This is a genomic window from Streptomyces sp. NBC_00400 (assembly GCF_036048035.1).
Lineage (GTDB): Bacteria > Actinomycetota > Actinomycetes > Streptomycetales > Streptomycetaceae > Streptomyces.
In genome coordinates this window covers 5,204,700-5,217,980 of sequence record NZ_CP107940.1, presented here as the reverse complement: position 1 = coordinate 5,217,980, position 13,281 = coordinate 5,204,700, and the positions used below count along the sequence as shown (strand labels likewise).

At 74.4% G+C, this 13,281-nt stretch carries 10 protein-coding genes; 5 read left to right on the top strand and 5 right to left on the bottom strand.

The window, feature by feature from the left end; translation table 11 throughout:
- The first annotated feature begins 128 nt into the window (after positions 1-128).
- On the top strand, positions 129-1,781 hold the full coding sequence (locus OHS81_RS22860; protein ID WP_328391354.1) for a glycosyltransferase family 2 protein: 1,653 nt from the start codon (positions 129-131) through the stop codon (positions 1,779-1,781).
- A 53-nt stretch (positions 1,782-1,834) separates the two neighbouring features.
- A complete protein-coding gene (gene galE / locus OHS81_RS22855; protein WP_328386536.1) occupies positions 1,835-2,812 on the top strand; it encodes a UDP-glucose 4-epimerase GalE in 978 nt (325 codons plus the stop codon).
- Between the two features lie 110 nt (positions 2,813-2,922).
- Here galE and OHS81_RS22850 read toward each other — a convergent pair whose 3' ends face one another.
- The 3 genes from OHS81_RS22850 to OHS81_RS22840 form a co-directional block, all read right to left on the bottom strand.
- Positions 2,923-3,195, bottom strand: a complete 273-nt coding sequence (locus OHS81_RS22850) for a DUF1876 domain-containing protein (protein WP_328386535.1) — start codon at positions 3,193-3,195, stop codon at positions 2,923-2,925.
- Between the two features lie 162 nt (positions 3,196-3,357).
- Positions 3,358-3,741 (bottom strand): hypothetical protein, encoded by a 384-nt coding sequence (locus OHS81_RS22845; RefSeq protein ID WP_328386534.1) that lies wholly within the window; start codon positions 3,739-3,741, stop codon positions 3,358-3,360.
- Between the two features lie 146 nt (positions 3,742-3,887).
- The gene (locus OHS81_RS22840) at positions 3,888-5,840 is read right to left on the bottom strand and encodes a glycosyltransferase family 2 protein (protein ID WP_328386533.1); all 1,953 of its coding nucleotides are present in this window, start codon (positions 5,838-5,840) and stop codon (positions 3,888-3,890) included.
- A 177-nt stretch (positions 5,841-6,017) separates the two neighbouring features.
- On the opposite strand from OHS81_RS22840, the gene OHS81_RS22835 reads away from it, so the two are divergent.
- From OHS81_RS22835 to OHS81_RS22825, 3 genes are read left to right on the top strand one after another with little or no spacing between them, the layout of a single operon-like run.
- A complete protein-coding gene (locus tag OHS81_RS22835) occupies positions 6,018-8,666 on the top strand; it encodes a YfhO family protein (protein ID WP_328386532.1) in 2,649 nt (882 codons plus the stop codon).
- 59 nt (positions 8,667-8,725) lie between these two features.
- Positions 8,726-9,748 carry a glycosyltransferase family 2 protein gene (locus tag OHS81_RS22830; RefSeq protein WP_328386531.1) on the top strand — a complete coding sequence of 341 codons (1,023 nt, stop codon included), beginning with the start codon at positions 8,726-8,728 and terminating at the stop codon, positions 9,746-9,748.
- Entirely contained in the window at positions 9,748-10,323 is a 576-nt protein-coding gene (locus OHS81_RS22825) for a GtrA family protein (protein ID WP_443058750.1), read from the top strand. The genes OHS81_RS22830 and OHS81_RS22825 overlap by 1 nt, the downstream gene beginning before the upstream one ends.
- On the opposite strand, the gene OHS81_RS22820 is transcribed toward OHS81_RS22825, so the two are convergent.
- On the bottom strand, positions 10,281-12,491 hold the full coding sequence (locus OHS81_RS22820) for a PIG-L family deacetylase (protein ID WP_328386530.1): 2,211 nt from the start codon (positions 12,489-12,491) through the stop codon (positions 10,281-10,283). The two genes, OHS81_RS22825 and OHS81_RS22820, sit on opposite strands and share 43 nt — an antisense overlap.
- A gap of 123 nt (positions 12,492-12,614) precedes the next feature.
- A complete protein-coding gene (locus OHS81_RS22815) occupies positions 12,615-13,238 on the bottom strand; it encodes a TetR/AcrR family transcriptional regulator (protein WP_328386529.1) in 624 nt (207 codons plus the stop codon).
- Positions 13,239-13,281: the final 43 nt, after the last annotated feature.

Sequence of the window (13,281 nt, the reverse complement as noted above, 5' to 3'; positions counted from 1 at the left end):
GAGGACGGGAAAAGCGGATCGGGGGGTGCAACCGCTCGACGGGATTCGCCCTCTGAACCATCGGAAACAGGTTCGGACCCCGCTCGCGCCAAGAGATGCTGTCGACACGAAATGTAGATTCAGTGACTGTGAAAGAAGCCCTCGATCCGCTGACGGGGCCCACCATCACGCCTTCCGCTCAGGTCAGCATCGTCGTCATCGCCTTCAACGATGCCGGTCATGTCTGCGATGCGGTGCGCTCCGCGCTCGCGCAGGGGCCCCCGGGCGAAACGGTCACCGAAGTGATCGCGGTGAACGACGCCTCCACCGATGGCACCGGCGCCGCCCTGGACGCCCTCGCCCACGGCGAACCGCGGCTGAGGGTGATCCACCGCGACACGAACAGCGGCGGCTGCGGCACTCCGCGCAACGACGGTCTGCGGGCCGCCACCGGGCGCTTCGTGATGTTCCTCGACAGCGACGATGTGCTGCCCCCGGGCGCGGCCCGGGCGCTGCTGGCCGCCGCTGGTGAGCATGACGCCCCGGTCGTGGCCGGCGCCTGCGTACGCCGTGAGCTGCCCGCGCACCGCGATGTCCCCTGGCAGCCGGGCCTCTACCGCGAGACGGCGGTGCACAGCTCCCCCGATGCGGCCCCGCATCTGGTCCGGGACACGCTGTGCGTCAACAAGCTCTACGAGCGGGCGTTCCTCGACAAGCACGCCATCACGTTCCCCGAGGGCCGCTTCACCTATGAGGACTTCGTGTTCACGGCGCGGGTGCTGGCCGCCGCCCCGCGCATGGTGACGATCCCCGACCGGGTCTACATCTGGCATGTGCGCCGTTCGGCCGCCCGGCAGTCGATCTCGCTGGACCGCAACGACGTCGCCAACTGGCAGGCGCGGATCGCGGCGCACCGCGCCAGCGTGCAGATTTTCCTGGACGCGGGGCACAAGGCGCTGGCGCATGCCGCGGGCACCAAGTTCCTCGACCACGATCTGCGGATGTACGTCCGCGAGCTGCACACCCGCGGCGCCGACTACCGCGCCGAGTGGTGGCGGCTGACCCGCGGCTATCTGGCGGGGTTCGACGAGGCCGATCTGCGCGCGGCGCGTGCCCCGGCCCGCTGGCTGGCCCGGGTGGTGCTGGCCTCGCCGGCCCCCAGGGACCTGGAGCGGCTGACGCAGCTGGCGGCCCGGCCCGGGCGGCTGCTGCCGCCGTACGCGGAGGCCGGCGGCCGCGCGGTGTGGTCGGCCGACCTGCCCGAGGTCGTGCTGGACGCGATGGGCACCAAGCCGATGCACCGGCTGCCGGTGACCATAGATGCCGAACCGTCCCCCGACGGTCCCGGTGTGCTGCGGCTGCGGGTGCACGATCTGTACGGGCGGCTGGCCGCGTCCGGGCCGGAGAGCATCGACATCGAGCTGCGGCGGCGCCGGGACGACCGGCGCGGCCCGGTCCACACCGCCGCTCTCACCCCGGCCCCGGCCGTCGGCGGGTCCCAGGCCTGCTGGACCGCCGAGGTCGTACTGGATCTCGCGGCGCTGGCCGAACGGGGCGGCGGGCACAGTGCCGACCCCGAGCCGTGGGACCTGATGGCGCAGGTCAGCTGCGCGGACGGGGCGGGTTTCCGCGCGGCGCTGCGGGCCCTGGGCCCGGGGCTGCGCCGCCAGGTGCTGCCCAGCCGCCGTCATGCCGTGCTGCTGGTGCAGCCGTATGCGACGACCGGCGGGGCCCTGTCCCTGCGGGTCGCCTCCGGCCTGCGCAGCGTCTGGCGGATCGCCGCCCGGCGGCTGCGCGGCTGAGCCGCCCCGGCCTCTTTCCCCGCACTCCTCTACCCCGACCTAGGATGGGCACTATGTCTTACTTGATCACGGGTGGTGCCGGCTACATCGGCGCCCATGTCGTACGGGCCCTGCGTGAGGCAGGCGAGAGCGTCGTCGTGTTCGACGATCTGACGACGGGTGTGGCCGCCCGGATCCCGGAGGGCGTCCCCCTGGTCGTCGGCTCCACGCTCGACCGCGCGCTGCTCGATGCCACGCTCGCCGAGCACGGCATCACCGATGTGGTGCATCTGGCCGCCAAGAAGCAGGTCGGCGAGTCCGTCGAGATGCCGCTGCACTACTACCGCGAGAATGTGCACGGTCTGCAGACGCTGCTGGAGGCGATGGCCGCGGGCGGTGTCGGCCGGCTGGTGTTCTCGTCCTCGGCGGCGGTCTACGGCATGCCGGATGTCGATCTGGTCACCGAGGAGACCCCCTGCACCCCGATCAACCCGTACGGCGAGACCAAGCTCGTCGGCGAGTGGATGGCCCGTGCGGCGGGCAAGGCGCACGGCATCAGCACGGCCTGTCTGCGCTACTTCAACGTCGCCGGGGCGGCCACCCCCGAGCTGGCGGACACCGGGGTCTTCAACATCGTCCCGATGGTCTTCGAGAAGCTCACCGAGGGCGCGGCGCCGCGCATCTTCGGCGATGACTACGACACCCCCGACGGCACCTGCATCCGCGACTACATCCATGTCGCCGATCTCGCCGAGGCCCATGTGTCGGCCGCCCGCAAGCTCGCCGAGCCGGGCCCGGTGCGCGATCTGACGCTGAACATCGGGCGCGGCGAGGGCGTTTCGGTGCGCGAGATGGTGGATCTGATCACCGAGATCACCGGGCACCGGGGCGTCACCGCCGAGGTCACCCCGCGCCGTGCGGGCGACCCGGCCCGGGTGGTCGCGGCCGCCGACCGGATCGCCGCGGAGCTGGGCTGGAAGGCCCGCCACGATGTGCGCGACATGATCACCTCGGCCTGGGCCGGCTGGCAGCACCACCGTCCGCAGGGCTGAGCGCGGACCGCGGGCGCCGGCCTGCCGGCCGGGCCCGGGGTGCGCGGATCAGGGGGCCAGGGCGGGCGCCGGCCGGGTCGGCGGGCCCCGGTCAGGTCAGCGGGCCCGGGTCAGGTCAGCGGGTGCGATGTCCGGCCCGAGGCCTCGTCGATCTCGTCGTGCGCCTTGGTCAGCAACTGCATCGCCAGTTCGTTGAGCGCTCGGGCTCCCGCGACCTCCTCGCCGACCCGCGGCTGGTGGGAGTCGACGGGGTGGCGGCTGGCGTAGCCGTGGGCCCGTACCTCGGTTCCGTCGGGAAGCCGTACCAGGGCCGCGGCGCGGGTGCGGTGGGTGTCCTCGTCGAATTCCATGTCGACATGCCATCCGACAACGGTCTGCAGCATCACGATCACCTCCGGAGCCCCCCTGCTTCCAGCGTGCGCCCGGCGGGCGGCCCTCGCACGGCGCCCGTGGCGGCACATCAGCGCCCGGGGCGGGTCCGTGACCGGACTCCGCCCCGGGCGCGCTCATGCCGCCCGGCCACCCTGTGGGCCGACCACGGCCGTCTACGGCTGGAGGGTGATCGAGTTGATCGGCGTGAGGTCCTTGTCGATGTAGTAGCCGGGCGAGAGGTAGCCCTGGCATCCCGTGCCGTTGTAGCCCGTGCAGGTCCGCATGGTCGCGCCCCCGGACTGGTTGTTGTAGATGCGGTGCGTCCCGACCTGGTTGCTGAGGTTGTGCGCCCCGTAGCTGTAGTAGAAGAGCGACGGGTGGCCGCCGTTCCATCCGGCGTTCTGCGGATAGATGCAGACCGCGCCGTAGGGGCAGCCCTGGACGGTGCCGCCCGCCGCGGCCGCCGCTGTTCCGGCCGTGCCGACGACCGCGCCCGCCGGGACGACCAGCGCCGCGACGGCCATGGCCGCCATTCCGGCTCGCTTCCATACGGACATGTGACGTTCCCCCTTGGTCAAATGGCCCCGCGAGATGGTCGTCGCGGGTGCACCTGTGCAGGTGCCTGATGGTGGGTCAGCCTCGTCCCGCGGGGGCGGCACGCACAAGGATTTTCGGCGGTGACCGAATTGGCCCGGCCCTGGTGTCAGCCGCGCAGGCGGCGCAGCAGCTTCCTGGGGAAGGTGGCGCCGGGCACGGTGAGAGTCAGCGGCGGCCGCTCGCCGGACCGGCCGCCGGCCGCCGCGACCGGCAGGTCGCGGCGGAGCGGGCCGGCGGTCACCCGCAGGGACACCCGCCAGGTGCCCGGGGGGCCGCCGCGCAGCACGGAGCGCACGGTGTAGTGGTCGTCGGCGCCCCGTTCGACCGTGGTGGGCAGCGCCACGGTGCGGGTCGCGTCGCGGAGGACCAGCCGCAGCCCGGCGTCCACGGGGCAGCCGGGCAGGGTGAGGTGCGCGGCGAGGGTGGCCCGCCCCGAGCGGGTGCGGTGCGCCGTGCCGCGCAGGTCGCCGCCGAGCGGCCGGCGGGCTCCCTCCCTGTCCAGGTCGAGGTGGAGGTGGCCGTGCGGTTGGGAGAGGAAGAGCGCGGCGACGGCCGGGCCCGCCGGGCCCCGGCCGGCGATCCGCGGCGCGCACTCCCGCCCGTTCGCCCCGCCTTCCGGGGCCAGCCAGGCCTCGCGGCGGAAGGCGGGCCCCGCCGCGCCCGCGCCGCCGTGCGCGGTGACCGCGATCTTGAGACCCCAGATGCCGTCGGTCAGCGGCCCGCCGTCCGCGGCGGTCGCCGGGTCGACGGCGGCCTGCCAGGTGCCGTCCGCGTACCGCGCCGGGACGCGGTGGACGGCGCCGCTGCGCTGCAGCTGGACCTCGACGGTGTCGCCGCCGAGCAGGGGCAGCTCGGCGGTGCCCCGCAGGTGCAGGACGCCGCCGACCCAGCCCCAGCGGATCAGGCGCTGGCGCAGTACCACGCGGTCGGTGAGGTCGTAGCAGGCGTCGGGGAGGGCGTGCTGCGGGTCGCGGAAGTGGGGGTATGCGGCGTAGACGCGGCCGTCGGCGAGGCGCGGCGGGTCGGGCTGCCGCTCGGTGTCGGCCCGGACGACGGCGGTCAGTGCCTCGTCGAGCCCGGCGCGCAGGCAGTGGGCGCGCAGCCGGAGCCGGGGCGGCAGGGCGGCCTGGATGCGGTCGGTGAGGTAGCGCTCGACGAGCGGGCGGGCGGCCGCGGCCATCGCTTGCCGGTCCGCCGCGTCGCGGGCGAGGTAGGCGGCCCCGAAGGGCATGAGTATCTCGCCGTGGAAGTGCCGGATCATCAGTGTGTCGCGCTGTTCGCCGGGCGGGACCTCGGCCGCGAGGCCGTCGAGGACGGTGCCGATGTAGTCGAGGTATTCGCACCAGTCGATGTCCTGGCGGCTGGCGTTGCTGTCGTCGTCGCGGCCGTGCAGGTAGTAGCAGTCCTGGTCGGCGAGGACGGAGACGGTCTTGGCGCGCAGCAGGGCGGCGATGCCGAACGGCAGGTCCTCGGCCAGCAGCCGGCCCTCGACGAAACGCAGCCGGTGCTCTTCGAGGAAGGAGCGGCGGAAGAGCTTGAAGGCGGCCAGGGACCAGTAGACCGGGGAGTCGAAGACGGAGACCTTGTCGCTGGTGGTGCGCAGGTCGACGGGGGCGGCGCGGCCCTCGGCGCCGGCGATCCGGCCGTAGACGACGTCCGAGCCGCACCGTTCGGCCATGTGGACGAGCCGGGCCAGCGCCTCGGGGGCGAGCCGGTCGTCGGAGTCGAGGAAGAAGACGTAGTCGCCGGTGGCACGGTCCAGCCCGGTGTTGCGGGGCTTGCCCGGGCCGCCCGAGGCCTCCTGGCGCAGCACGGTCAGGTGGGGGCGCCGGCGGGCCTGTTCGTCCAGCCACTCGGCGCTGCCGTCGGTGGAGCCGTCGTCGACCGCGATCACCTCGATCCGGTGCCGATCCAGGGTCTGCGCGAAGACCGAGCCGAGGCTGCGGTCGAGGTAGCGCCGGGTGTTGTGCACCGGCACGATCACGGAGACGGTCGGCGTCGCCGTGGCATCCGGTCCGTCGCCGGCCGTGGCCACAAGGTCGTCAGGAACGGGCACCATGCCCTCCACTCTTTCCGCAATCCCCGAAATGCCCGGCGCCCTAGCCAGGCAAAGGGGGTGATTAAGACATATAACGTGGGGTGAACGTTCGCCGATCGTGGAGGAGTGCCGGTGGCTCCGACGCCCGCCACCCCACAAGAGGCGGTCCGGCCCCTGGAGGTTGCCCGGCCTCTTCCCGTGAGTGAACGCCCGGCCGCGGAGCACACCGCCCCCGGACAGCGGACGGCACCCTGGCTCGCGGCGGCCCTGTCCATGGGGGCGTACTGCCTCGCGCTCACCCTTTACGGCAGCTACCCCTTCGGTCCGCGCTCACGCGCCATCAATGACCTGGGCAACCAGTTCGTCCCGTTCCACGCCCGGCTGTGGGACCTGCTGCACGGCACCACCAGCGGCGATCTGTTCTTCAACTGGAGCAGCGGCTACGGCGTGCCGTTCCTCGCCGACTTCTTCACCTACCTGATGAACCCCTTCTCCTGGCTCGTCGGGCTCTTCCCCCGCGCGCTGGCCGACCTGCCGGTCTTCCTGGTCACCCTGTTCAGCATCGGCCTGGGCGCCGCCTTGATGACCGTCTTCCTCGGGCGGCTGCGGCAGGGCTCCGGCCCGCTGCGGGCGCTGCTGTCGGTGGGGTACGGGCTGTGTGCCTGGGTGCTGAACGACGGCTTCGCCGACCCGATGTGGATGTGGGGCCTGGTGGCGCTGCCCCTGACCGGGATCGCCGCGGACTGGTGCCTGCGCCGTACCCGCTGGGTGGCGGGCACGCTGCTGGTCGCCCTCGCCTGGGCGGGCAACTTCTACACGGCCGCGATGGCGACCCTGGCGATGGCGCTGGTGCTGGTGGTGCGGCTGCTGACGGCCGCCGCGATGCCGTGGCGCGCGAGGCTGCGGGCGCTGGTCCGCGCGGCCTCGATGGCGCTGACCGGCATCCTGCTCGCCGCGCCCGTGCTGACCGTCACCCTGGCGGCCAGCCGGGCCGCCCAGCCCGCGCCCGCGGTGTCCTACGACGACCGGCCGTCGCCGCTCGGCCAGTGGGCACAGTTACTGCCGGGCGGCCACCCGGGCGCGCCGGTCCCCAACATCTCCATCGGGGTCCTCGGGCTGCTGCTGGTGGCCGCCTTCCCGTTCGTGCGGGCCGTGCCGCTCCGGGTGCGCGCGGGCTGGTGCGTCCTGGCGGCGGGCGTCGCCGTCTCCTTCGTCCAGGAGCCGACGATCCTGCTGTGGCACGGTTTCGCGCTGCCCAACGGCAGTCCGTACCGCGCCGCCTTCGTGCTCAGCGGCATCCTCGTGATGATCTCCTGGCTGGCGCTGGCGCACCGCCCGCGCCCCCGCGAACTGGCCGCGGGCACGGCGGCGGTCGCGCTGCTCGCCTGGCTCAGCCGCGACCAGGGCGCGGTCGGCACCGACACCTGGATCCTGGTGGCCGGCGGCGGTGTGCCGGCCCTCCTGGGGCTGGCCGCGCTCGGCAGGTCGCGCACCTCCCGTACCCGGGCCGCCGCCCTCGCCGCGCTGGCCGGCACGGTCCTGCTGGGCTCGGCGTACACGGCGCTGTCGGTGACCGCGGCACGGGGTGCGATCGCCTGGTTCCAGCCCAAGATCACGTTCGCCGGTCCGTCGCTGACCGCGCGGGACGGGCTGCTGGCCCGCGCCGACTGGCCGCGCAGCCGCACCGACCCGGGCCCGCACGAGTTCGCCAACAACGACCCGCTGCTGATCGGCGGCGAGGGCGGCTCGTACTACAGCAGCTTCGCGCCCGCGGTCACCGCCCGCACCCTGCGGGGCCTGGGCGCCGGCTGGTACATGAGGGGCCGTCACACCCTCAGTTTCGAGGACCCGGTGGGCCGGGCGCTCATGGGCGTCGGCAGCTATCTGTCCCCGGTGCCCGGGGACCGCGCCCTGTTCACCCCGCATCCGGCCCGCCCGGCCCCGCTGCTGACCGTACGGGACACCCTCCCGCGCCCCGCCGGCAAGGAGACCGTCTTCGCCCGCCAGGAGCGGGTGCTGGGCGCCGCCGTGTACGAGGTGCCGGCCCTGACGCCCACCGCGGGCGAGGCCCCGCTGCGTGACCGTGGCGGCTGGCTGCTGCCCGGCGCGCGGCGGGAGGGCACGGGCGCGGACGGCGGCGGCGCGAAGGGCACGGGCGCGGACGGCGGGGGCGCGGACGGCGGGGGCGCGAACGGCACGGGCGCGGCCGGCACCGGGACCACCTTCACCGTGCGGTGCGCCCCGGGCAGCACCGCCCTGTGGTACGCCCCCTGGTTCTCCGGGGAGGTCAGCGGCCCGGGCCTGCGCACCACGGCGATCGGCAGTCACGACGTCACCGCGAATCCGCTGCGGATCCTGGGCCGGGTGCCCGCGGACGGCACGGTGGCGGTGCGCTTCACCGGCCGGGGCCGGCAGCACCTTCCGGGGCGGGCGATCGGCTGCCTGTCCGGGCGCAGGCTGACGGCGGCGGTGCACGCGCTGCGCGCCCGCGGCCCGGTGGAACTGACCGCCGGCGGCCACCGGCTGACGGCCCGGCTGCGTCCGGGCAGCAAGGGCAGCGCGGTGCTGGCGCTCCCCGCCGTCCCGGGCTGGGGGTGTTCGGTGGACGGCGGACCGTTGCACGCGCCGCACGCGTTCGGCGGTCTGCTGGCCGTCCCGCTGGGCCCCGGCGCCACCCGGCTGTCGTGCTCCTACCGGCCGCCGGGCCTGCACACGGGGCTTGCGGCGAGCGGCGCGGCGGCGCTGGCGGTTGCCGGGGTGGCGGTGTCCGGCACCACGCGCGGCCGGTGGCGCCTCCGCCTCACCACGCCACGCCGGACACATCATGACAAACCAACAGATTTGTAGAATTACCCTTCAGGGGACGGTGCCTGAGCCGCCCCTGACCCCGGCGAAAAGGCCTGCTCATGAAGCTTTCCATCGTCGTCCCCTGCTACAACGAAGAAGCCGTCCTCGGCCGTTTCGACGAGACGGTCCGCGCGGTCCTCGCCGGACTCGCCGTCGAGTACGAGCTGTGTTACGTCGACGACGGCAGCGCCGACGGCACCCTGGCCCGGCTGCGGGGCCTGGCCCAGCAGCACCGCGGCACCACCCGCTACCTCTCCTTCAGCCGTAACTTCGGCAAGGAGCCCGCCATACTGGCCGGCCTGCGGGCGGCGACCGGCGACGCGGTGATCCTCATGGACGCCGATCTGCAGCACCCGCCCGGCCTCATCGAGACGATGCTCGACCTCTACCAGCTCGGCCACGACCAGGTCGTCGCCAAGCGCAGCCGGACCGGCGACCAACGGCTGCGGACGGCGCTGAGCAGGCTCTACTACCGCGCCGTCAACAAGTGGGTCGATGTCGAACTCACCGACGGGGTGGGCGACTTCCGGCTGCTGTCGCGCAAGGCCGTGGACGCGCTGCTCTCGCTGCCGGAGTACAACCGCTTCTCCAAGGGCCTGTTCTCCTGGATCGGCTTCGACACCGTCACCTTCGACTACCGCAATGCCGCCCGGGAGGCCGGCGAGACGAAGTGGCGCCTCGGCTCACTGGTCAACTACGGCATCGACGGCATGCTCTCCTTCAACTGCCGCCCCCTGCGGCGGGCCCTCTACGCCGGGCTCGGCCTGGCCTCGCTCGCCGCCGTCTACACCCTGTGGATCGTCGGCGCGGCCCTGGTCGGCGGCGTCACCGCGCCGGGGTATGTGACGCTGGTGGCCATCGTCGTGGGCCTGGGCGGGCTGCAGATGGTGATGCTCGGGCTGATCGGCGAGTACATCGGGCGGATCTACTACGAGGCCAAGGGGCGGCCGCACTTCCTGGTCAAGGAGAGCAGCGCCACCGTCCCCGCCATGGCACCGGCCCCCGTCACGGCGTCCGTGCCCGCCACGGCGCCCGCCCCCGGTCCGGCGGGCGCCGCCACCGCCGGTGCACGGGCCCGCTGATGCGCGCTTCGCCGGCATCCGGCCGCCCCGGGGGCCGGATCGTGCGCTTCGCCGCCGTCGGCGGGGTCAACACCCTGACGTTCTCCGCCTGTTATCTGGCACTGCACCACCTGCTGCCGTACTTCGCGGCCTACACCGCCGCCTTTGCGGTGAGCATGACCGGCTCGTTCTTCCTGCACACCTACGTCACCTACCGCACCCGCCCGACCTGGACGAAGTTCCTGCTCTTCCCGCTGACCCAGGTCACCAACTACGGGGTGCAGAGCGCGGGGCTGGTGGCGCTGGTGGGCTGGTGCCGGATGAGCACCACGGTGGCGCCGCTGGTGGCGGCGCTGTGCGCGCTCCCGTTCAGCTACCTTCTCTCCCGGCGCATCCTGCGCCCGCCCGCCCGGACCGGACGCTCGGCCCCGGCCGGTCCCACCGCCCCGGCCGGTACCGGCGATCGGGCCGGTACCGGCGATCGGGCCGGTACCGGCGATCGGGCCGGCCCCTCCGCTCCGGCCTGTCGCACCACCCCGGCCGGCCGCTCCGTTCAGGCCGGCCCGCCGCCCGCCCGCTCCGGCGGGCCCGCCTGAGCCCGCCAGCCCCCGAACCGCACCGACTGCCCGACCGACGTCTGACGCGCCGTGTACAGCCTGCCGTCGAGGCCCAGCGCGACCACCACCGCCCGCCCCACGGCGTCCTGGGCGACCCCGGCCGCCGCCGAATGCGCCACCCGGCCCCGCTGCCAGGGCCCGGCGCCGTCCTGGGCCGTCGCCATCCGTACCTCGCCCGCGTCATCGCGCGCCGCGAGCACCATCCGGTCGCCGCTGCCGACCTGCGCCGCCGCCACCCGCCCGTAGCCGCCGACCGCCGCGCAGCGCGCCGAGACCCGCCAGGCACCGATCATCCGCTGCCGCTCGGCGATCAGGACCTGGGCGGTGACCGACCGCCGGAAGACGGCCCGCACCGCGCCGTCGGCGACCGGGACGAGGCTGACCGGGCCGCCCGGCTGCGGCAGCCCGGTGGCCGCGGCCGGCCGCGGGATCTGCCCCGGTTCCTTCGACACCCAGTGCTGGACGGTCCCGACGGTCGGCGCGGCCAGATGGATCAGCCCCTCGGAGTCCACACAGGCATCCAGCCCGTCGACGATCCGCGGTGAGGCCGTCAGCGTGCTGACCGGCCCCTCCAGCCGCTGCCACGGCGACCAGTGCACGCCGTGGGGGCCGCTGCGGTGGGCGACATTGCCGTCCCAGGTGCGGACGAACACATGCACCGTGCCGTCCGGGCCGGCCACCGCCGCCGGGAAGCCGGTCTCCAGCGACCGGACCGGGTCAGCGTCCGGGGAACCCAGCGACTTCCAGCGCGCGAAGACGGGCACACCGTCCGCGGTGGTGCCGGTCTGCGGCGCACTCAGCAGGTCGCGGCGGTGGGCGGCGTTGCGGCCCGGCAGCACGGTGCGGGAGGCGAACAGCTGGAGCGCTCCGCCGGGGCGGCGCACCACCTGGATCTGCCCCTGCAGCAGCGCACCGCCGACCGCCACCGGCGTACCGAAGCTCCCGCTGCCCGGCCGGGTCTCCGCCCAGCAGTACGCCGTTCCGCCCAGCACCGCGAAGGCGGTGAGCCGGCCGTCCGCGGCCGGGCGCACCCAGGCATTGGAGCCGGGTGCGCGCAGCCGGGTGCTGCGGGTCCAGTTGCGGGAGCCGCCGTTGAGCGCCGAGCCGCCCACCTTGCGGTCCCCGCAGCCCGCCGGGTCGCCGCAGGCGCGGTGGTCGGCCCAGCCGTAGACCGACAGCAGCCGGGCCTTGCGGCGGGCGGCGGCGAGGTCGAGGTCGTGGGGCAGCACCCCGTCCTCGTAGCCGAGGTAGTTCTCCACGATCGCCGGACGGCCGCGGCCCCCGTACGCGGCCAGCGCGGCCTCGGCGAAGTGGGCGGAGGCGGTGTGGTCCTGGTGGTCGTAGTAGCGCAGCCCGGCCAGGCGGAGGTCGTGGTCCGCGGCGGCCGGCGGCCGCTTCGGGGAGTGCACCGCGTTCGGGTCCAGGGTGCGCACGAGCGTGGGCCCGGCCCGGTCGAGCACCGCCACCAGCGTCCGGATGACCTGGTCACGGGTGTAGTGGAACCGCCGTTTCACGGGGGTGCCGGCGGGGCGCAGCGTGGGGAGGGTGCCGGTGGCGCCCAGCCACAGCCCGCGCAGACTCCTCGCCCGGGCCTGCCAGACGGCCCTGGCCTCCACCAGCCCCAGGAAGATCAGCTGGTGCTGCGGGGCGTCGCGCAGCGTCTGGATCTCCACCTCGAAGCCCGGGAGCAGGGAGAGCGCCGCGACGTCCCAGCGGGCGGCCGGGTCGCCGGTGACCATCACGGCATGGGCGGCGCGCAGCCCGTTGGCCCGCGCCCGGGAGAAGGCGGCCCGGTCCTGGGGGACCCGGGCGGGGTCGTGGGCACGCGGGCTGACGTTGCGGCCGTCCGCCTCGCCGCCGGTGAGGCAGACGGTGACCGAACGCGCCCCGCTGCGCAGGGACTGCTCCAGATCGGGGTTCATGAAGTACAGACCGTCATCGGCATGCGCGATGATCTGCAGGAAGGACTGCTCCGCCGGGTCCGTCAGCGGCCGTCCGGGGCCCGCAGGGCCGGCCGAAAGGGCGCCGTCGTCCGACAGCCGGGCCCAGACGCCCACGCCCGCCGTCGCGGCGAGCACACCGGCGCCGGTGGCCTGGAGCAGCCATCGGCGGGAAACGGACTCGCGGGGCGGGCGCGCAGCTGACACACCCTCAGTATTCGGGCGCTCACACGATCCCGCGCACCCTGCGACGCATGTCGTGACGCGAGGGGTGAACGGGGCAGGGCCCGGCGGCCGGCCCCCTGGCGCTCAGCCCGCCGGGTCCGCGGCTCAGCGCCCGCCGAGCGCGCTGACCACCGCCGCCGTCAGCTCGTCGAGATAGCCGGGCGGCACCGCGTCGCGGACGACCAGCAGCCGCCAGTACAGCGGCCCGGTCAGCAGATCCAGGGCCAGCCGGCCGTCCGCTCCGGCCGGGATCTCCCCGCGTTCGACGGCGCGCGCCACCATCGCCGTCGCGACGCCCTCCTGGCTGTCGTGCAGCGCGGCCTTGAGCGCACCCGCCAGCTCGGGGCTGCGGGCCGCCTCCGCCAGCAGGTCCGGGACGATCTGCGAGGCCATCGGATGCCGCAGCGCCCGGGCCGCGACCTCCAGCAGCATCCGTACGTCGCCGGACAGCGAGCCGGTGTCCGGCGTCGGCATCCCCGCCGCGGCCACCGCGGAGACCACATCGAGCACGAGGTGCAGCTTGGAGCGCCACCGCCGGTAGACGGCGGTCTTGCCCACCCCCGCCCGCCGTGCGATGCCCTCGATCGACATCCGGGCGAAGCCCACCGCCGCAAGCTCCTCGAAGACCGCGGCACGGATCGCCTCGGTCTTGTCCTCGCGTAGTACGGCGGCGCCTGCCGGGGTCCGGCGCACCGCCGCGGACTGGTTCCCGCTGCCGTCTTGTGCCATGCCTTGAGCATAGCGTCACGACGCTACGGTTGCGTTTCGACGT

Excerpts from the sequence above, each read along its gene's own strand:
- OHS81_RS22825 (WP_443058750.1), top strand. The coding sequence starts at position 9,748 with ATGCGCGCTTCGCCGGCATCCGGCCGCCCCGGGGGCCGGATCGTGCGC.
- OHS81_RS22815 (WP_328386529.1), bottom strand. The coding sequence starts at position 13,238 with ATGGCACAAGACGGCAGCGGGAACCAGTCCGCGGCGGTGCGCCGGACC.
- galE (WP_328386536.1), top strand. The coding sequence starts at position 1,835 with ATGTCTTACTTGATCACGGGTGGTGCCGGCTACATCGGCGCCCATGTC.
- OHS81_RS22830 (WP_328386531.1), top strand. The coding sequence starts at position 8,726 with ATGAAGCTTTCCATCGTCGTCCCCTGCTACAACGAAGAAGCCGTCCTC.
- OHS81_RS22845 (WP_328386534.1), bottom strand. The coding sequence starts at position 3,741 with ATGTCCGTATGGAAGCGAGCCGGAATGGCGGCCATGGCCGTCGCGGCG.
- OHS81_RS22850 (WP_328386535.1), bottom strand. The coding sequence starts at position 3,195 with ATGCTGCAGACCGTTGTCGGATGGCATGTCGACATGGAATTCGACGAG.
- OHS81_RS22840 (WP_328386533.1), bottom strand. The coding sequence starts at position 5,840 with ATGGTGCCCGTTCCTGACGACCTTGTGGCCACGGCCGGCGACGGACCG.